General features: G+C 70.1%; 22 protein-coding genes and 1 pseudogene. 13 read left to right on the top strand and 10 right to left on the bottom strand.

What is annotated here, in order from left to right:
* Positions 1-6: 6 nt before the first annotated feature.
* The 3 genes from AB0383_RS23580 (at position 7) to AB0383_RS23590 (ending at position 2,793) form a co-directional block, all read left to right on the top strand.
* On the top strand, positions 7-828 hold the full coding sequence (locus AB0383_RS23580) for an ABC transporter ATP-binding protein (RefSeq protein WP_364176745.1): 822 nt from the start codon (positions 7-9) through the stop codon (positions 826-828).
* Positions 825-1,877 (top strand): amidohydrolase family protein, encoded by a 1,053-nt coding sequence (locus AB0383_RS23585; RefSeq protein WP_366188538.1) that lies wholly within the window; start codon positions 825-827, stop codon positions 1,875-1,877. Before AB0383_RS23580 ends, AB0383_RS23585 begins: the two co-directional genes overlap by 4 nt.
* A 145-nt stretch (positions 1,878-2,022) precedes the next feature.
* Positions 2,023-2,793, top strand: coding sequence for a GntR family transcriptional regulator (locus AB0383_RS23590; protein ID WP_366188539.1), 771 nt, complete (start codon positions 2,023-2,025; stop codon positions 2,791-2,793).
* Positions 2,794-3,024: 231 nt separating this feature from the next.
* On the opposite strand, the pseudogene AB0383_RS23595 reads toward AB0383_RS23590, so the two are convergent.
* From AB0383_RS23595 to AB0383_RS23615, 5 genes and pseudogenes are all read right to left on the bottom strand, one after another.
* Positions 3,025-3,510 (bottom strand): annotated as a pseudogene (locus tag AB0383_RS23595) (flavin reductase family protein).
* Entirely contained in the window at positions 3,500-3,922 is a 423-nt protein-coding gene (locus tag AB0383_RS23600; protein WP_366188540.1) for a hypothetical protein, read from the bottom strand. Before AB0383_RS23600 ends, AB0383_RS23595 begins: the two are co-directional and overlap by 11 nt.
* A gap of 303 nt (positions 3,923-4,225) precedes the next feature.
* Positions 4,226-5,227, bottom strand: a complete 1,002-nt coding sequence (locus AB0383_RS23605; protein WP_366188541.1) for an LLM class flavin-dependent oxidoreductase — start codon at positions 5,225-5,227, stop codon at positions 4,226-4,228.
* Positions 5,224-6,330 carry an NtaA/DmoA family FMN-dependent monooxygenase gene (locus tag AB0383_RS23610; RefSeq protein WP_366188542.1) on the bottom strand — a complete coding sequence of 369 codons (1,107 nt, stop codon included), beginning with the start codon at positions 6,328-6,330 and terminating at the stop codon, positions 5,224-5,226. Before AB0383_RS23610 ends, AB0383_RS23605 begins: the two co-directional genes overlap by 4 nt.
* A 265-nt stretch (positions 6,331-6,595) precedes the next feature.
* The gene (locus tag AB0383_RS23615; RefSeq protein WP_366188543.1) at positions 6,596-7,318 is read right to left on the bottom strand and encodes an ATP-binding cassette domain-containing protein; all 723 of its coding nucleotides are present in this window, start codon (positions 7,316-7,318) and stop codon (positions 6,596-6,598) included.
* Positions 7,319-7,536: 218 nt separating this feature from the next.
* On the opposite strand from AB0383_RS23615, the gene AB0383_RS23620 reads away from it, so the two are divergent.
* On the top strand, positions 7,537-7,755 hold the full coding sequence (locus AB0383_RS23620; protein WP_364176731.1) for a hypothetical protein: 219 nt from the start codon (positions 7,537-7,539) through the stop codon (positions 7,753-7,755).
* Here the strand turns inward: AB0383_RS23620 and AB0383_RS23625 are convergent.
* Complete coding sequence (locus tag AB0383_RS23625) at positions 7,742-8,221, bottom strand: TetR/AcrR family transcriptional regulator (protein ID WP_366188631.1); 480 nt, start codon at positions 8,219-8,221, stop codon at positions 7,742-7,744. The genes AB0383_RS23620 and AB0383_RS23625 overlap by 14 nt on opposite strands.
* Between AB0383_RS23625 and AB0383_RS23630 the strand changes: the two genes are divergently transcribed.
* The gene (locus tag AB0383_RS23630) at positions 8,186-8,344 is read left to right on the top strand and encodes a hypothetical protein (protein WP_366188636.1); all 159 of its coding nucleotides are present in this window, start codon (positions 8,186-8,188) and stop codon (positions 8,342-8,344) included. The two genes, AB0383_RS23625 and AB0383_RS23630, sit on opposite strands and share 36 nt — an antisense overlap.
* Before the next feature lie 44 nt (positions 8,345-8,388).
* Complete coding sequence (locus tag AB0383_RS23635) at positions 8,389-8,577, top strand: hypothetical protein (RefSeq protein WP_366188544.1); 189 nt, start codon at positions 8,389-8,391, stop codon at positions 8,575-8,577.
* 187 nt (positions 8,578-8,764) lie between these two features.
* On the opposite strand, the gene AB0383_RS23640 is transcribed toward AB0383_RS23635, so the two are convergent.
* From AB0383_RS23640 to AB0383_RS23650, 3 genes are all read right to left on the bottom strand, one after another.
* Complete coding sequence (locus tag AB0383_RS23640; RefSeq protein WP_366188545.1) at positions 8,765-9,481, bottom strand: SDR family NAD(P)-dependent oxidoreductase; 717 nt, start codon at positions 9,479-9,481, stop codon at positions 8,765-8,767.
* A gap of 178 nt (positions 9,482-9,659) precedes the next feature.
* Complete coding sequence (locus AB0383_RS23645; RefSeq protein WP_364176722.1) at positions 9,660-10,166, bottom strand: DUF1269 domain-containing protein; 507 nt, start codon at positions 10,164-10,166, stop codon at positions 9,660-9,662.
* A 79-nt stretch (positions 10,167-10,245) separates the two neighbouring features.
* Positions 10,246-11,523: a hypothetical protein gene (locus tag AB0383_RS23650; RefSeq protein WP_366188546.1), complete on the bottom strand. Its 1,278-nt coding sequence runs from the start codon at positions 11,521-11,523 to the stop codon at positions 10,246-10,248.
* A 168-nt stretch (positions 11,524-11,691) separates the two neighbouring features.
* Here AB0383_RS23650 and AB0383_RS23655 point away from each other — a divergent pair, with 168 nt between their 5' ends.
* The 5 genes from AB0383_RS23655 (at position 11,692) to AB0383_RS23675 (ending at position 16,261) form a co-directional block, all read left to right on the top strand.
* A complete protein-coding gene (locus tag AB0383_RS23655; RefSeq protein ID WP_366188547.1) occupies positions 11,692-13,023 on the top strand; it encodes a CotH kinase family protein in 1,332 nt (443 codons plus the stop codon).
* The gene (locus AB0383_RS23660; protein WP_366188548.1) at positions 13,020-13,259 is read left to right on the top strand and encodes a hypothetical protein; all 240 of its coding nucleotides are present in this window, start codon (positions 13,020-13,022) and stop codon (positions 13,257-13,259) included. Before AB0383_RS23655 ends, AB0383_RS23660 begins: the two co-directional genes overlap by 4 nt.
* 455 nt (positions 13,260-13,714) lie before the next feature.
* Positions 13,715-14,935, top strand: coding sequence for a phosphodiester glycosidase family protein (locus AB0383_RS23665; protein ID WP_366188549.1), 1,221 nt, complete (start codon positions 13,715-13,717; stop codon positions 14,933-14,935).
* 237 nt (positions 14,936-15,172) lie between these two features.
* Entirely contained in the window at positions 15,173-15,610 is a 438-nt protein-coding gene (locus AB0383_RS23670) for a VOC family protein (RefSeq protein WP_366188550.1), read from the top strand.
* A gap of 222 nt (positions 15,611-15,832) precedes the next feature.
* A complete protein-coding gene (locus AB0383_RS23675) occupies positions 15,833-16,261 on the top strand; it encodes a dihydrofolate reductase family protein (RefSeq protein ID WP_366188551.1) in 429 nt (142 codons plus the stop codon).
* Positions 16,262-16,278: 17 nt separating this feature from the next.
* Here AB0383_RS23675 and AB0383_RS23680 read toward each other — a convergent pair whose 3' ends face one another.
* Entirely contained in the window at positions 16,279-17,058 is a 780-nt protein-coding gene (locus AB0383_RS23680; RefSeq protein ID WP_364176701.1) for a FadR/GntR family transcriptional regulator, read from the bottom strand.
* A 145-nt stretch (positions 17,059-17,203) separates the two neighbouring features.
* Between AB0383_RS23680 and AB0383_RS23685 the strand changes: the two genes are divergently transcribed.
* Together AB0383_RS23685 and AB0383_RS23690 are read left to right on the top strand one after the other, a co-directional pair.
* Positions 17,204-17,911: a class II aldolase/adducin family protein gene (locus AB0383_RS23685; RefSeq protein ID WP_366188552.1), complete on the top strand. Its 708-nt coding sequence runs from the start codon at positions 17,204-17,206 to the stop codon at positions 17,909-17,911.
* 32 nt (positions 17,912-17,943) lie between these two features.
* Positions 17,944-18,519, top strand: coding sequence for a cupin domain-containing protein (locus AB0383_RS23690; RefSeq protein WP_364176694.1), 576 nt, complete (start codon positions 17,944-17,946; stop codon positions 18,517-18,519).
* Positions 18,520-18,566 lie beyond the last annotated feature (47 nt).

Consider the following 18,566-nt stretch of genomic DNA (forward strand, 5'->3'; position numbering starts at 1 on the left):
ACCACGATGACCGCGAAACCCGAGGCCCTGGCGCCCTCGGCCGGGCCCGCCAAGTCGACTCCGAAGCTCAGCCTGCGCGAGGTCGGGCTCAGCTACCGCACTTCGAAGGGCCGGTTCGTCGCGCTCGACGACGTGACCCTCGACCTCGCGCCCGGTGAGTTCGTGGCGCTGGTCGGGCCCAGCGGCTGCGGGAAGTCCACACTGCTCAAGCTGATCGCGGGCCTGCTGCCCACCACCACGGGCGAGATCCGGCTCGACGGCGCACCGGTGCCCGAAGGCGTGCCGGAAGGCGTGGGCCTGGTTTTCCAGTCCGACGCGCTGTTCCCCTGGCGCACCGTCGCGGACAACATCCGCTTCCCGTTGGCGTTGAAGGGAGTCTCCGCCGAAGAGCAACGCGCGGAGGTGCGCCGGCTGGTCGAGCTGGTCGGGCTCACGTCGTTCGAGCAGAGTTACCCCAACCAGCTCTCCGGCGGCATGCGTAAGCGCGTCGGCATCGCCCGCGCGCTGGCGTACGACCCGGACGTCTACCTGATGGACGAACCGTTCGGGCCGCTGGACGCGCAGATGCGGATCCGCCTCGGCGGCGAATTCCTCTCGATCTGGGAGAACCTCGGCAAGAGCGTGGTCTTCGTGACCCACGACGTCGAGGAGGCCGTGGCGATGGCCGACCGCGTGCTCGTGATGAGCCGCGGTCCCGGCACGATCAAGGAGGAGTTCCGCATCTCCCTGGACCGGCCGCGGCACTTCCAGGAAGTCCGGTTCGAACCCGAGTTCCAGCGCCTGCAGCGGGCGATCTGGCGAAGCCTGGCCGAGGAGTTCGACGAGTGATCATCGACTGCCACAACCACGTGCTGGCCACCGCACTGCCACCCGGTCACGACCGGTTCGTGCGCGAGATGCGCGCGCCCGGGCACCGGCGGGCGGGCCGGCTGCCCGCCTACCGGCCGGCCACCGACGAGGACTGGGTCGGTCTGGAAGGCGACCTGGACCCGATCGACCCGGGCACGCTCGTCGACGACCATGTGAGCGCGGGCGTGGACCGCGCGACCGTGCTGGCCGTCGCGCCCTCGACCTACACCGCCTACGGCGAACGCGGGACCATCGACCTCGGCCGCGTGACCGATGTGGACGGTCCGCTGGAAGTGGCCAAGAGCAACGACTACATCGCCTCGCTCACCCGGCGCCACCCCGAGCTCATCGGCATGAGCGCCGTGAACCCGAAGTTCCGCGGCGTCGAGTGGGCCCGCGACGAGCTGACCCGCGCCGTCGGCGAGCTGGGCCTGCAAGGGCTGAAGCTCTACCCCATGTACGACCACTACGCCCCCGCCGACCGCGACCTCGCCTTCCCGATCTACGAACGCGCGGTCGAGCTCGGCATCGGCGTGATGGTCCACATGGGGACGTCCTCGGCCAAGGACACCGTGCTCGACTACGGCCGGCCCGGCGCGCTCGACGAGGTCGCCCGGCAATTCCCCGACCTGCCCTTGCTGGTGTGCCACGCCGGGTTCCCCTGGGTAGACGAGTGCCTCGCCATGGTGGCCCGCCACGACAACACCTACCTCGACATCAGCATGTTCGCCACGAAGTCCACGCAGCGCCAGCTCTACGAGTTCCTCCTGCGCGCGCGGCAGCTGGGCTGCCCGCTGTCGCGGATCTGCTGGGGCACCGACTACCCCGGCGGCGGCAAACCGGCCGTCCTGCTGCCGAAGCTCACCCTCGTCAACGACGTCGCCGACCCCGGCGCGCCGATCTCGCGCCTGGACGTGGCGAACATGGTGGGCGGGAACTGGGCGCGCTTCGCCGGGCTGACCGACTGGAGCGAGCAGGAGACGCTGGAGCAGCTTGAGGCGTGGGAACCTCGGTGGCGCGACTCGTGACAGCTCGTGATCACCCGTCTGCCTGGCCCAGGGTGGGTTCAGGACCCGGCGCGAGGTCATTACGCTCGGAGGGTGCCGATCGACTGTGCGTGTCGGCAGCGTTGCCGTACGACGGGCCGTGAGGCCGCCCCGGGGAGGACAACCGATGGTCATGCGTGAGCCGGAGCTGACACCCGTGTCGATCCAGACGGTCGCCGCGGACTCCTACCGGCAGGCCAAGGAGCGGATGCGTGAGGCCATCACGCGCTACGCCGCCGAGGGCCGCTACCGCCTGCCGTCGGAGGAAGAGCTCAGCACCGCGCTCGGGGTCAGCCGCGCGACGCTGCGCTCGGTGCTGCAGTCGCTGCAGAAGGAAGGCCGCATCCGTCGCCTGCACGGCAGCGGCACCTTCATCAACCGCCACACGATCGGCCTCGCCGCCAATCTCGCCGAGGCCAGCCCCTTCGTCGACCTGCTCACCCAGGCCGGCTACCAACCCGCCGTCCGCACGCTCGACCAGCACCTCATCGCCCTCGACGACGAGCTCGCCACTTCCCTGGAACTCCCCGCCGGCCAGCGCGCGCTCCGCATCGAACGCGTCTTCGACGCCGACGGCAAACCCGCGGTCCACAGCGTCGACCACGTCCCCGCCACCTTGCTCGGCGAACACCCCGAAGACAGCGACCCGCGCCGCTCCACCTTCGAGTTCGTCGAAACCGACACCGGCACGCCCGTCTGCTACTCGGTGGCCGAGATCCGCCCCGTGCTCCCGCCCGCCGCGATCGCCACGGCCCTCGGCCTCCCCCGCACCCGCCCCGTCCTTCGCCTGCGCCACACCCACATCCGGGCCGACGAGCTCCCGGTGGCGGTCACGGTGGTGCACGTCAACGACGACTACCTGCGGTTTTCGGTGATCAGGACGTATCTGGACCAGTGAGGCGGCCGCTTCCACGGCTGGGCGCTCCAGGGCAAACGCATACGGCAACCGACTCGAATCACATATTGCCGGTGCAGAACTGCACGATACGACCACCGCCGCCCTGCGTGGTGTTGCCCGGGTCGTAGTACTCGGCGTGGATATCTCCGTTGGCGGTGTTCCACCACATCCGAACGATCCCCGGTGCCGCTCGACGCCTTGGCATCCCAGCGAAAGACGCGCGGTCGGCGTTCACATCGCTTGCCGGAAACAGCTTCGGTGGAACACCAGCGGTGCGGCGTCCCCGGCGTGAGCCGCCGAGTGCAGCCGCAGCAGGACGAGGGTGTGGTCGCCGGCCTCGAGCGCGCGTTCGATGGTGGTGTCGAACCAGGCGACGCCGTCGTCGAGGGTGAGGGCGCCTTGGGCGGTGGTGGTGCAGGGGAGGCCGGTGAAGCGGCTGTCGGCCGGGCCGGCGAGCTGGCGTGCGACGGTGCCGTGGTGGCCGGCGAGGACGGTGACGCCCAGGTGGGGCGCGCGCCGCAGGGCGGGCTACGTCCGAGACGCGGTGGCGACCGAGAAGGAGACCAGCGGAGGCTCGAGCGAGACCGAGGTGAAGGAGCTCGCCGCGAGTCCCACCGGGCGGCCGCCGACCGACGCGGCGATCGCCACCACGCCGGTCGGGAAGGCGCCGAACGCGGCGCGCAGCAGGGCGGGGTCGAGCGCGGGCTCACCAGGCACTGGACTCGACCGAGATCACGGGCACCAGTTCGTTGCCGAGGGTTTCGAGGAAGCTCACGACTTCGGCGGCCACGGAGCGGTGCTGCCGGTCGTTGAGCACGTCGTGGTGGGCGCCGCGGACGACGGACAGGCGGGCGCGCGGTGCGGATTTCACCGTGCGGGCCAGGGTTTCGCGGTCGGCGAGCGGGTCTTCGTCGCCGATGAGCACGAGTTGGGGCAGCGGAGGGGCCGACCGGTAGGCGGCGCGCAGCAGCGCTTCGGGCACGGGGGTGGCCAAGGCGCCGCGCTCGTCGATCGACTGGGCCGAGAGCACCCCGCGGTGGGCCGGGCAGCTCATGCGGACGTCGAGCTCGTCGTCCCAGCCACCGGTCCACCCCCGCCGGGCCGGGCAGGCCGGCGAGGACGAGCGCATCGGGCCACCACGGTTCCGTGCCGGCGCCCGATCCGGCCAGCGCCGCCAGGGCCACGGCGCCGGAGTCCGCGCCGGCCAGCACCAGCGGGCGGTCGGCGAGGTCGGCCGTCGCCGCGGTGAGTTGGTCGGCGAAGCGGGCCAGGTTCAGGTCCGCAGCGTCGACGACCCGGACGCGGTAGGCGTCGGCGGCAAGCCGCGTACCGAAGCGCGTGTAAGCGGCGCGCGTTTCGCCTCGGCCGGGCACGACGAGCACCGTGCCCCTCGTGCGCAGCTCCGCCGGGGCGGGGAATTCTCGATACAGGCTCACCGGCCGGCTCCTTCCAGTTGGCGCTGCCAGCCCAGCGCGGGCGCGATCTCGGTGGCGATGGTCTCGAGCGCCCGGACTGCCGCGTCGTGGTCCGGGATCGCGGGGTTGAACTGCGTGATCAGATCGGTCGCCACGGGCAGCACCCGCTCCCGCTCGAACGCCGCGACGATCTCGTCGGGATGGCCGTAGAACGCGTGGAACCGCCGCAACGACTCCTCGAGTCCCACGCCCACCGGGAAAACCCCGCGCGAGCCGAACCGAAGGGCCGCGCGGTGGACGTCGTCGCCGATCTGCGCCAGCGCGGTCCGCCGGTCGGACGAGGGGAACACCAGACGCGACAACCCGATGCGCGGGGTGCGAGGCTCGCGCCAGGCCGCCAGGTACGCGTCCGCCCACGGCCGCTGCACCTCGTCCGTCGGTTCGTCGTAGCCGTACGCCGCCCGGTTGAGCAGGAGGTTCGAGCCTTCGCGGGCCGCGTGTTCGGCGCCGCCGGAGCTGAACACGCCCTGCCACAAGCGATCCCCGAAACCGGACGCCGGTGGCTGGATCGTGAACCCCGGCGTGCCGACCTCTTCGCCGGCGAGCGCGGCCCGCAGCACGGCCAGGCCTTCGGTGGTCAGCTCGCGTTTGCGGGTGACGTCGCGGCCGAACGCGGCGTACTCCGTCTCACTCGCCCCGCTGCCCACGCCGACCTCGACGCGGCCGCCGGACAGCGTGTCGACGACGGAGATGTCCTCGGCCAGCCGCACTGGATCTTCCAGCGGCAGCACGGTGATCGCCGTGCCGAGCCGGATGCGGGTGGTGCGTGCGGCGGCGTGGGCGAGGAACGTCCACGGCGACGACAGCCCACCGCCGGCCGGTGGCACGTGGTGCTGCGCCACCCAGCCGACGTCGAAGCCCAGCTCGTCGGCGACGACGAAGAGCTCCTGGGCGTTGCGGTAGACCTCGGCCAGGTCGGTGCCGCGGCCCTGCACGTGGGTGAGGAAACCGAGCCTCATCGCACGCCCGCGGCGACCGGCCCCGAACGCTCGGCGGTGTGGCGGTTCACGGGGATCGGAAGGCCGAGGTTGCCGCGCAGCGTGGCGGCTTCGTACTCGGTGCGGAACAGTCCGCGCTTCTGCAGCAGCGGCACCACGCCTTCGACGAAGTAGGTCAGGTCCTCGTCGTTGCGGAACGCGAGGTTGATGCCGTCGAACGTACCGGCCGCGAACCACTGCTCGATCGTGTCCGCGACGGTTTCCGGCGCGCCCACGAACGGCGATTCCCGGCGCTCGCTGAAGGTTTCCACGACCTGGCGCAGCGAGAGCTTCTGTGTTCGGGCCCGTTCGATGATCTTCGCCGCACCCGTGCGCCCACCGCGCTCGGCGAGGTGCGCGACGTCGGGGAAGGGCGCGTCGAGGTCGTAGCTGCTGAAGTCGTGGGCGCCGAACGCGCGCCCGAGCAGCGCGAGGCTGGCGCCGAAGTCGTTGTCCTCCTCGGAAATCCGCGCCGCGCGCGCCCGCGCCAGCTCGTCCGTGCCGCGCACGACCGGGCCGCCGTGGATGAAGATCTTGATGTGGTCGGGGTCGCGGCCCGCGGCAGCGGTGCGCCGTTTGATGTCGGTGTAGTACTCCCGCGCCTGCTCGATCGGGCCACCCGGCGCGTAGATACCTTCGGCCACTTGGGCGGCGAGGTCGCGGCCCTCCTCCGACACACCGGCCTGGAAGATCACCGGCTGCCCCTGCGGCGACCGCGACAGGTTCAGCGCCCCGGCCACGCGGAAGTGCTCGCCAACGTGCTCGAGCGCGTGCAGCTTGGCCGGGTCGAGGAACACGTCACGCTCGACGTCGGCCGGGAAGGCGTCGTCCTCGTAGGAGTCCCACAGCCCTTGCGCCACGCGCACCGACTCCAGCGCGCGGCCGTAGCGGGTGGTGTAGTCGAGGTGTTCTTCGAGCCCGTAGTTGCGGCTGGTGCCGGTGTCGAAGCTGGTGACGACGTTCCACCCCGCGCGCCCGCCGCTGATGTGGTCGAGTGACCCGAAGCGGCGCGCGAGGTTGAACGGCGAGTTGTAGGTGGAGCTTGCCGTGCCGACGAGCCCGACGTGCCGCGTGTGCGCGGCCACGGCCGAGAGCAGGGTCAGCGGTTCGAGCCGGTTGAGGTAGTGGGCCGGGTAGCCGGCGTTGATGAACTGCTGTCCACGATGAACAGCGCGTCGAACAACGCGTGCTCGGCCGCCTGGGCCTGGCGGATGTAGTAGCCGATGTCGACCGACGCGTTCTTCGCGACGCTGGGGTCTTTCCACAGGCCGTGCTGGCCGGGGCCGCCGACGCCGTAGGGGTGCAGGGCGAGGTGGATCTTGCGGCATGGGAAACGTCCTTCCGTGGTGATCAGGTGTGCAGCAGTGCGCGCAGCGCCTCGCGCTCCGCACGGCCGGCCGACGCGGTGTGCAGCGTCGGCGCCGAGCTCACGAGCAGGCGCGTGTACGGGTGGCGCGGGGCGGCGACGACCTCGCGGGCCGTGCCGAGCTCCACGAGCTCGCCGCGGTAGAGGACCGCGACGCGGTCGGCGACCCCGGCGACCGAGCCGAGATCGTAGGAGATGAACACGAGTGCGACGCCCGCGGCCCGCAGTTCCTTGAGGATCTCCAGGATCTGCACGCGGTTCGCGGCGTCCAGCGCGCTCACCGGCTCGTCGAGGAACACGAGCTTCGGTTCGGTGATCAGGGCCCGGGCCACCGCGACGCGCTGGCGCTGCCCGCCGGACAGCTCGCCGGGCAGCCGCGTGAGCAGCTCCTCGTCGAGCCGGACCCGCTCGAGGTAGGTGCGGGCCCGCGCCTGCGCCTCGGCCCGGGGCACGCCGCCCACCAGCAGCGGTTCGATCAGCGAGTCCGCTGTGGACAGTTCGGGATCGAGGCTGCGCAACGGGTCCTGGAACAAGTACTGCACCACGCCGCGCCGGCGCAGCGCCCGCCATTGCCGGGCACCGTAGCCGGTCACGTCCGTGCCGTCGAGCACGATCCGTCCCGCCGACGGGCGCACCAGCCCCAGCACCGCGCGGGCCAGCGTCGACTTGGCCCGACCCGGTTTCGCCGATGACCCCGACGAGGGCAACGAGGCTCACGCCATGAAACCATCCACAATGACCGGCAGCCGCCGATCCTCATCAGGAAAACGCAAAATCACCACGCGAGGAGCCTGCCTCGGACCCCGGCGGCGGCCGCGATCCGAACCGCTCGGTCAAGCTTCCGCTCACCGCCGAGCCATGCCAGGCCGGTTTGACCAGCGCGGTTTCCGGGCATTGTCCTGGCACGATCGACCAAGGAGGCTCGATGGCCGGGAACACCCACTGGCACGTCATCCCGCGCACCGCCGCGCTCTGCTGGCTCACCATGGTCGCCGGGGTTTTGCTGCTCGGCTCCAGCATCCTCACGCTCGCCACGGACGACACGCGGGTCCCCGTGCTGGAGATCATCGTGTCGGTCGCGGGGGCGGCGCTGATCGTCTTCGCGGTGGCAGGCCTGGTGAAGCCGCAGCTCAGGCGCCGCTGACGGCGCCGACAACGGCCGATGTCGCGGGGCCCGGCGGGCCAGAGCCGGGTGACCCGGATATCGCACAGCACCAACGGGAACGCCCTCGGTACGCCGAGGGCGCAGAACCTCGCGCCTGACCGACCCGAATCGTTTCGGTCCGGTTGCTCAGCTCCAACGTGAGATTGCCGAAGAGACAACCCGAGGCCGTGCCGCAGCTGCGCTGGCCGGCCCACTGCTGTTCGACGACGGCGAGCGCGAGGGCCTCTTTGAATTCGAAGAAGTGGTAGAAGCTGCCTTTCACCACACCCGCGTCCTTGCACACGTCGGCAAGGCTTCCGCGGGCGACGATTTCACCGTCGGAGTTTGCGCCTAGGTGCTGAGTGGTTTTAGGTCCTGGCAATGACGCTGCCGTCGGAGTATTCCTGAAGGTGGACAACCGGTCTACTACTTGAGCGAATCTGCCGAGGTCAAGATGGACTACCAAGCGGTCATCACCCGGGTTCTCGACGCCTGGAAGGACGGCGTCGACTCGCACCGGCCCGGCCGGGTCGCGGCCTGCTTCACCGAAGACGCCCTGTTCCAGGGTGCGCACCCGGCTATTCCCTAGGCCGGAAAGGTGTCGAGGAGTACTACGCGGAACAGCCTGTCGGATTGACGGTTCGTTACGAGATCAGGGAAATCCGGCCCCTCGCCCAGGACGTGCTTTCCGCCTACGTCGATCCGGTGTTCACCCGCCCGGACGGCACCGAGCTTCGATTTCACTTGACCGTGATTCTGCTCCAGCAGGCCGAAAACGACTGGTTGATCAGCCACTACCATGTGTCCGAGCTCGTGGAATGACCGTCGCGATTTCCGTCTGACATCCAGCGGCCCGGGCGTCGAAAGACGCCGGGGCAGCTGTGGTTTCTCGGAAATACGTCGGGTTCCGGTGCATTGGATCGGTCCCTTGTGGATTTCCGTCCGAGGTGGACGGCGCTGCCCCGGGGCCGCGGACGGTGGGTGTCCGCGGACGCGGTGGCGGGGTCGGTCAGTGGCCGGCGCTCTGGCCGCCGTTGACGTTGAGGATCTCGCCGGTGACGAACGCGGCGTTTTCCAGGTACAGCACGCCTTCGACGATGTCGCCGACTTCGCCCATGCGGCCCAGCGGGTGCAGGCCGGCACGCTCGGCGTAGGTCTCGGGCGGGTTCAGCGCGGTCTTGTGAAATCCCGGGGCGACCGCGTTGACGCGGATCCCGCGCCCGGCGTACTCCACCGCCAGGGACTTCGTCGCCGCCTGCAGGCCGCCCTTGGTCAGCATCGACACCGGCGCCGGCACCACCGACACCGGGTGGTCCACGAAACTGGTCGTGATCTGCACGATGTGCCCGCTACCCTGCTCGAGCATGTGCGGCAGCACCTTGCTGGTGATATTGAACCAGCCGGCCAGGTTCACCGACACCAGCCACTGGAAATCCTCGGCGGTGAACTCGGTGAACGGCTTCGCCGCGAACACACCCGCGTTGTTGATCAGGGTGTCGATCCGCCCGAACCGCTCCATCGCCGCGGCCACCACCCGGTCCGACGTCTCCGGGTCGGTGATGTCACCCGCCACCGACACCACGCCGGCGTCACCGGACTCCTCGACCGAGCGCGCCGTGGCGACCACCGCGTAACCCAGCTTGCGGTACCCCGCCACGATCCCCGCGCCGAACCCCTGCGACGCGCCGGTGACCACGGCCACCTTCTGCGCGCTGCTGCTGCTCATCATTTCCGTCCTCGTTAGTAGACCGGTTGTCTACGACCAGGACTACGCCGCCCTCGCAGGCGCTGCCAGAAGACAAAACCACCCACCACCAAGGCGGAAACTCTTACCGCAGAAGGAGCGCAGCAGCCGGCCGGCGACCCGGATCCAGTCCGGGTGGCCGGCCCGTGTCGACGCCTCGTCAGCCCTGACTGGCCGCCGCCGTCACCTGCTCGGCGCTTTCGCCGTCGACCGTCTCCTTCGTGACCTTCGCGGCGTGCAGCAGGGCCTTGTCGACCTCGATGACCCAGCGCTCCTCGAACAGCGCGACGATGCCCGAGCTGTCCGGTGGCAGCGTGTCCTCCACCTCGGCCTTGATCGCCTTCTTCTCCGAGTGCGACAGCAGCCCGCCGACGCCACCGCCGAGCCCGGCGCCGACCAGTGCGCCGGCGAGCAGGGTTGGCGGGAAGATCAGGCCGACGACCGCGCCGCCGACGGCGCCCCACGTGGCGCCCTTGCGGGTGGTGTGGAAGTCGTCGTCGACGTGGATCTTGCCGTCGGCGCGACGGCTGACGAGGATCAGGCCCTTGACCTTGATCACGTCCTCGTGGGCCAGCTGCTTGAGCGCGGCCCAGTCTCCACTGGCCGCGTCGGGGTCCGAGTAGGCGGCGATGTACAGGTCGACGGGCGCGTCCTTGTTCGAGGCCATGACCGGTCTCCTCCCGAGCGTCTCGGGCGCGAGCATGCCGTCACGCGGCGGCCCGGCACCTCACCCGCGCCGGGTGGTGTCACAAGGGCGCCGGCGAAACCGGTTTCGCCTCCCGTTGTTCGGCGGCGTAGGCCTCGGCTTCGGCGTTCGCGTTGTAGTCGGCGGTCTCGCGTTGCAGCCGCCGGCGCACCGCGGGCTGCTGCGCCAGCGCGATCGCGAAGACGGTCAGCAGCACCCACATCGCGACGCAGCTCAGCACGATCGCGATTGCCGGCAGCAGGACCGCGCCCAGCCGCTCCGTCAGCGCCCGCGCGGCGAGCACGCGCCAGACCAGCATGAAGTTGACGAGGTACCCGACCACGGACGCCACGCCGAGCGCGATCAGGAACTGCTTGAGCGTGCCCGTTTTGCGCCGCTTCAACAGGGGTTCGTCGCGGTTCGGCAGGGCGATCGAAAGTACGTTGCCCACGCCGAGCCACAGCAGGATGAAACACACCACCAGCGTGCACGCGCGCGCGAACGCCCCGAACTCCCCGGCGCGCCAGGCCAGCAGGGCGCTGAGTGCGAAGCCGATCGGCGCGACGATGCACGCCAGGGCCAGGTTCTTGATCACCAGCACGTGCCACAGGCGCGCCCCGGTGTCCAGCGCCGCCCGCACACGCATGGCGTCGAAACTCATCGCGTTGACGCAGACGGCGCCGCCCATCACATATGAGATCGTCCACAACCCCAGGTACGGCAGCCATTTCTGGTCCTCGTCCCACCGGAACAGCCGCAGGTACCCCAGGTACAGCAGGCCCAGGCCGAACGCAACCCCCAGCGCCTTGACGGATTTGCGCGGCTTGCGCGTGAGCACGTACCTGATCTCTCCGGCGAGCCCGTGCGCGAGCGCCGGACCGTGGCGGCTCACGGCGTTGGTGCCGTGCAGCGGCACGTGCCCGTCGACGGTCACCGCGCCCGGCTCGTCCTCCCCCGCCCTGATGCGCGCCAGCCGCGCCTCCAGCACGGCCCGCGCCGCGTCGGTCAACGCCATCCGCGCGATCGCGACCGCGGCCACCCCGTCGCGCTCCGCCTGCGCCGCGTCCTCGTGTGTCACGGTCTGGTGCGCCACGCCCTCCGCGGGGTCTTCGGGCGGCTCGGCGTCGACGTGGTTCTGCCGCAGCCGCGCCCATTCCGGCGACAGCCGCGCGGGATCGACGTCGCGGCGCATCTCCCGCCGCTGCTCGGCCGAGGCCGCGTGCGCCCTGCCGATCATGCGGCGCACGTCGTCCTCGTCTTTCCACTTCGCGGCCATCGCGTTCTTCTCGGCCGCCGCCGCGCGCTGGACCAGCTCCACGAGATCGTCGACCGCTGCCATACCCCAATCGTAGGAGCGGCGAACAGGGCAGTACAGAGGCGCTTTTCCAGCCTTACACTGGACCGATCGCGGAGGTGGGACGATGAGCGCACAGGAACAGCAGGCACTGGATTCCCTCCACGAGATCGACAATGTCCTCACGATCGACATCGTGATGCCCCAAGCCGAGTGGGACGCCGTGCGCACCGAAGAGCCGGCGGGGGGGGGCGCTGCAACTTCGACTGGACCGGCGGCAGCCGCTTCACCTGGCGAAAGGCCACCTCGGTCGAACTATCCGGCACGAAGTTCCCTGCCCGGACGTCATTCCCCGACGTCGGTGTCAAGAAGAAGTCGTTCTGCGGTTCGTTCAGCAACGACAAACCGTGCCTGCACATCGACTTCGGGAAGTTCCGCGACGCCAACAAGCCCTTGATCACGAACCTCATCGGGTCCAGGTACCTGACACTCAACAACTCCGTGCAGGATTCCGCTTTCGTGCGGCAGCCGCTCGACTACAAGCTGTTCGAGCTCGCCGGGCTGCCGCATTCCCGCTGCAATTTCGCACGCGTCCGCGTGAACGGCACCCTCGTCGGCCAGGGCACCGGCGCCCTCGGCCCCGGCGTCTTCGTGAACGCAGAACCGATCATACCCCGCTATATCGAGCGTAATTTCGGGAACATGAAAGGGAATCTCTACGAGCTGGAACACAAGGACGACTTCACCGACGCGCGGTTCGACTTCATCGGCGTGGAGGACCTTTCGGAGTTCGACACCAAAGCCGACCTGCGCCTGGCCATCGACCACCTCGCCGCCCACGGGCTGAGCGGGGCCGCCGAGGTGTTCGACCTCGACCAGTTCGTCAAGCTCTACGCGATGGAGTTCTTCCTCAAGCACTGGGACGGCTACACGGGCAACACGAACAACACCTACGCCTACAACGACGTCGAGGCCGTCGCCTCACCTGGTCTGGGCAACGTGAAGTTCAAGCTCATCCCGTGGGGCGTCGACCAGACCTTCCAGCCCACACGGCACTTCACGGTCCGCACCAGCGGACTGCTGGCCAAGCTCGTCCACAACGACGCCGGCCGCCGCGAACAGTTGATGGACCAGATCCGCACCTACCGCGACACGGCCTTCGGCCGCAAAACCCAGCAGGAAGTGCGGACCCCGCTCCTCGACCGCATGGGCGCCGTCCTGACGAGCCTGGGCGTACCCGACATGCCGGCCCAGCTCATCACCGTCCGCAAGCAACTGCGCCTCGCCACCTCCGCCGCCTACCTCTGCGCGGGCCTGCCCGGCCCGACGGCGCCTACGTCCGCGAAGACACGACCAACGAGTGCCTCCACGCGAGCACCGAACCCATCCCCGCCGCGCCCGGCGCGCCCCCGAACTTCGAGGTCGTCCACCGCCCCCGCCCGGCCAACGTCGAAGACGCCGACCTGTGGTCCTTCGGCCCCCTCGGCGCCGGCACCTCGCCGGTCGCCAAAGCCACCGGCCGCCCCCTCCACGCGAGCGCCATGACCACACCCCTGGGTCACCGACTGCTCTACACGTGCGCCGCCGACAACTCCAACCACGCCGACGAGTTCACCCTCACCCCGATCGACCCGGTCGCCAACCCGACCAGCTTCAGCGGCTTCTTCACCCTCACCAGCGTCCGCACCGGCCAGGGTGTGACCTTCGGCGCCGATCCGACGCCGAGCGGGAGTCAGAGGGTGTTTCAGGACCCGGCGCCGTCGAGGCTGTACTTCACCTGAGCGGGACTTCACGACTGACCAGGCTTCAGACATTTGGTGCGCGCGCGGTTCATCACCCGCCGACGGCATCGACACCGGCGTGCTGTTCTGCATCCCGACGGGACGGGTCTCCCCGACGTCGAGATGGCTTCCGGCCAGTGCCGTCCAGAATGGACCACCGTCGGACGCCGGGCCGGAGATCATCGCGGACGCCGCCGACTACGTCGACACCCGCGCGGTGTTCCGCCAGTTCTGCTGCCCGTCGTGCTGGACGGCCCTGTACTCGGGCGCGTTCCGGCGGACAACCCGCACACGCCGACGGCACTCGGCCCCTCGGCCTGGGCTTTTTGCTTGCCCGCCGGACTCGAACCAGGAGCCCTCCTGGTGTTCATGCCGGGTTCACGACCACGGCCGGACGAGGTCACCACCGGCCGCGAGAGTGGGCGGGCTTCGTTCCGGTAAGAAAGGACCCGCCCATGAGACTGCGCAGATCGTTGGTGGCGCTGACGCTGACCGCCGCTGCCACGACGGTGCTGCCGACGTCGGCGTTCGCGGACACAGCCCTCGACGTGACCGGCAGCGAACAGCTCGCTCCCGGCGTTCGCCTCGAGACCTTCACGACCGCTTCGGCGAGTGCCGCGACCATCCAGGGTGAGCTGCTGACCGTCGACCTGCGCAACCCGCACGTCTCCGTGGACCTGCTGCACCCGCAGTCGGTGGCGCAGGCCGCGACGGTGTCGCAGATGGCGAACGCGCAGGCAGCGGTGGCCGGCGTCAACGGCGACTTCTTCAACAACACCGAGGCCCAGCACCCCGGCGTCGCCTTCACCGACTCCTCCGACGGCCCCGAGATCGCCGATCGGCGCGTCCTCAAGGCCGCCGTCCCCAACGGGCAGCGGTTCGGGCCCGGGATGCCGCCCGGAGTCACGACCGAAGCCGTGCTCGGCGTCGGCGTCGACCGGGTGGCCCGGCTGGGCACGGCGCACCTGGAGGGCAGCGTCCGCATCAAGTCGGCCACCTACTCGCTCGGCGGGCTGAACCAGTACGCGATCCCCGTCGGCGGCATCGGCGCCTACACCAGCGCGTGGGGCGCGACCTCCCGCGCCCGCTCGGTCTGCGGCACCGACACCAACCGTGGCGCCGCGTGCAGCACGGACACCACCGAGGTGACACTCGATCACGACCGGGTCGTCTCGGTCGGCGACACCGCCGGCGCCGGCGCCATCGCGCGGGACGAGACCGTGCTGGTCGGTCGCGAAGCCGGCGCGGACACGCTGCGGACGCTCAAGGTCGGCCAGCACGTCACCGTGCACTACGCCCTGTCGACCGGGCGCGGCATCCCGTTCCGCTTCGCGATCGGCGGGTTCCCGATCCTGCGCGACGGCACCGTGGTCCCCGGCCAGGACGCCAAGACCGCCGCGGTCCGCACCGGCGCCGGCTTCAGCGCCGACGGCAACACGCTGTTCCTCCTCGCGGTGCAGGCGAAACCCGGCACCAGCGGCGGCATGACCACACCCGAGGTCGCCCAGCTCCTGCAGCAAACCGGCGCCGCCAACGCCGTGAACCTCGACGGCGGCGGCTCGACCTCACTCGTGGCCCGCGACCCCGGCGCTCACACCGTCACGGTCCGCAACCACCCGACCGACGCCGCGGGCGAGCGCTCGGTCGCCAACGGGATCGGGGTCTTCGTCCGCTGAGACCCTCAGGGCGTGGTCTGTCCCGTCCTTGCCTCGTCGCCGTGGAAGCCGGCCTCCGCTTTCCACGGCGGCGAGCAGCCCAGGTTTCGTCGACCTGCGAGGATTCTCGAGCTGCGCTCGTCACGCGAGGCGAGGAGATTGTGACGACGGACACGGTTGTCGATGTCGGAACCGCGGCACCGGCTCCGTCCCAGGGACACGAGCGGCCACGAAGGCCGCGCGACACGGGAGGCAACCATGACGATCCGCCGATTCGACCACACCGGCTTCGTGGTCGAGGACCTCGCGGCCGCGGTCGCGTTCTTCGTCGAACTGGGGATGGAGCTGGAGGGTGAGACCAAGGTCGAGGGCGCATGGGTGAACCAGCTCGTCGGCCTGGACGACGTCCGGGCGGACCTCGCCTTCCTGCGGACCCCGGACGGCCACGGCCGGATCGAGCTGTCGAGGTTCCGCTCGCCGGTGTCCACCGCGACCGCGCCGAGCGCACCGGTGAACGTCCCGGGCATCCCTCGCCTCACCTTCGTCATCGACTCCGTCGACGACACCCTCGACCGCCTGCGCGCCCACGGCGCCGAGCTCGTGGGCGAGGTCGCGCGGTACGAGGACTACTGCCGGTACTGCTACGTCCGCGGTCCCGCCGGCGTGATCATCGGGCTGGTCGAGGAGCTCGGCTGACGCGCCAAAATTCCGCGAGCGGAAGTCGGTGTTGCCGCTGAAGCTGCCCGGGGTGTTGCCGGATACGTTGCACAGCCCGAAACCATGGGGTGCGAACGCATCCTCTCCCTCGCGCTGCTCCGCGCGCCCCGAGCAGCGCCGCGATCCTCGGCGCCTCAGCGCCTCAGCGGTCTTGAACCGCACCTCGACGTGACCGGTGCGATCAGCGTGAAAGGTGGGGGGTTGTACCCCAGCACCAGCCGCCGTTCCTCCGCCCGGACCGTGACGCCGGAGGGCCGGCCCTCGCGCAGCGGCAACCCATCCGCCGAGGCCATGAACGAGGTCCCCAAGGTCGTGTTCTCCCGCACCCTCGAGACCGCCGACGACTGGCCCGAGACCCGCATCGCCGGCGGTGACACGGCGGAAGAGATCGCCAAGCTCAAGGCCGAGCCCGGAAAAGACCTCGTCGCCGCCGGAGGCACCGAGTTCCTGCACTCGCTGATCAAGCTCGGTGTGGTCGACGAATACCGCCTGTGGGTGCTCCCCGCCGTCACGGGCAAGGGCGAGGCGCTGTTCCCGAAATTGGACGAGGCCGTGAAACTGCGCCTGGTGAAAAGCACGGCGTTCCCGTCCGGGGTCCTCGAACTGTGTTACGCGCCGGCCGACAAGTAAGGCGGGTCTCGGCGACCCTAGACTTCTTTGCCCTTTTCCCGCGAAGCCTGCACACGCGCGATCCGCTGGGAAGTCCGGCGGAGGTGCTTGGCCATGATCTCGCGCGCCTTCTCCGCGTCCCGCGCGGCTATCGCCTCCACGAACTCGCGGTGCTCGCTGGTGCCCCGGTGGCCCATCAGCGGCGCGGCCACCTGGGCCTCGCGCAGGGACATCAGCAGCGGACCGTGGAACGAGTGCACCAGCATCTCGATGGCGGCGTTGTGGGTGCACTGCGCCACGCGGACGTGAAACGCGGCCGACATCTCCATGCTGTACTCGCCGCGTTTCAGAGCGGCTTGGTGCTCGCGGGTCAACTCGCGCAGTTCGTCGACGTCCTTTTCGGTCGCCCGCTCGATCACCGCCTCGATGATGCCGAGCTCCACCACCTGCCGGGCCTCGATGACCTCCGGCGCTGTCATCGGCGAGAGGTTCACGAGGTCGGCGAGGTTCGCACTGAGCTTCGTCGACGAGGGCGTGGTGACGAACGCGCCGCCGCGCGCACCGACCCGGATCGCGACCAGGCCGGCGGCTTCCAGTACGCGTAGCGCCTCGCGGACGGTGACCCGGCTGACGCCCATCTGCTCGCACAGGGCGCGCTCGCTCGGCAGGCGATCGCCAGGACGCAGTTTGTCGGCGCGGATGAGCGAGCGGATCTGCTCGACGATGACTTCCGACATCCGGCTCGACGACACGACGTCGAACAGTCCGCTGTCCGCCCGCGGAGCCGCCGCGGATCCACCCCGCCCTGCTGGTTCCATGCGCCGATCCTCTCACAGGAACACCGAAACCCCCGCTGTCGCGGCACCCGCCCGAGGGTTGACCCGCCGCCGGAGGGCGCCTTATGGTCATATCGTCGTTCGGACTAACCAATAGACCAGACCTTCGGAACAAACAGGAGGCGCCGTGAGGGAGTCCGTCGCACTTGCCTGCCGGGTGCTCGCCGCGACCGGCCTCGTCGAGCACGTGCTCGGCCACATCAGCGTCCGCACGTCGCCGGACGAATTGCTGGTGCGCTGCCGTGGCCCGGAGGAAGCCGGCCTCCGCTACACGACAGCGGAGGACATCCGGCCGGTGCCGCTGCACGGCACGCCCGAGACCGGCGACTGGAGCGTGCCCAACGAACTGCCGATCCACACCGAGGTGCTGCGACGCCACCCCGAGGCGACAGCCGTGGTCCACGCGCACCCGCCCGCCGTGGTCACGATGTCCCTGGCCGGCTTGCCGTGGCTGCCGCTGTTCGGCGCCTACGACATCCCGGCCGCGCGGCTCGCCGCCGACGGCATCCCCGTGTGGCCGCGCTCGGTGCTGGTGAACGACCACGACCTCGCCGGGCAGATGGCCGACGCGCTCGGCGACCGGCCGGTCCTGGTCCTCAGTGGACACGGGCTGGTCAGCGTCGCCGGCGGCGACCCCGAGACGGCCGTGGCCCAGGCGGTGTTGCAGGCCATGGCCGTCGACTCGCTCGCGCGCCGGACCCTCGCCGTCGCCCACGCCGGGGGGAAGCCGGTGGCCATCCCCGACGAGGACCTCGCGCTGCTGCCCGATCTGGGCGGGGCGTTCAACGTCACGACCCTGTGGCGGCACGTGGTGCGGCGCACCGAAAACCCCTGAAGTCCCCCGCTAGTACGACAAGGAGAGCAGCAGTGCGTGACGAGTACCTGAAAGGTGTCCTGGCCAGCGAGAAGAAGAACCTCGATTCCTCGGAGATCGCGGCCCGCGACGAGTTCAACCGGCAACACCCGCCGAACAAGGGCTTGGTCGTGGAAGACGACCTGCGGAAGATGGAGCTGCCGGCCCGGCCGTGGCGCAACAACCGAGGCCACTACTTCGACCTCGCCGACTACGAGGTGCTGAGCGCGCACATCTCGGAACTCAAGCCGGGCAACAACTCCGTGCGCCACCGCCACACGACCGAGGCCTACCTCTACGTGGTCAAGGGACACGGTTTCTCGCTCGTCAACTACGACGACGAGCCGATCGAGGTCGTCGAATGGCAGGAGGGCACGCTGTTCGCGCCGCCGCGGTGGGCGTGGCACCAGCACTTCAACCTCGACGGCAACGACACCGCCCGCTACCTCGCGATCCAGGACACGGGACTGCTGCGGACCATGCGCCTGCACAACATCGAGCGCCACGGCGTGCAACTCTCCCCCGAGGAGGGCAAGCAGCTCCTCGACGCGGCCGTCGAGGCCGGCACCACGCACGGCGCCCGCAAATAGCCCGCCTCTCGGCCGTGGGGGCCGCCCGCCCGCGGGGGGGCCGCGGC

It is taken from the genome of Amycolatopsis sp. NPDC051373 (assembly GCF_040689465.1).
Taxonomy (GTDB): domain Bacteria; phylum Actinomycetota; class Actinomycetes; order Mycobacteriales; family Pseudonocardiaceae; genus Amycolatopsis.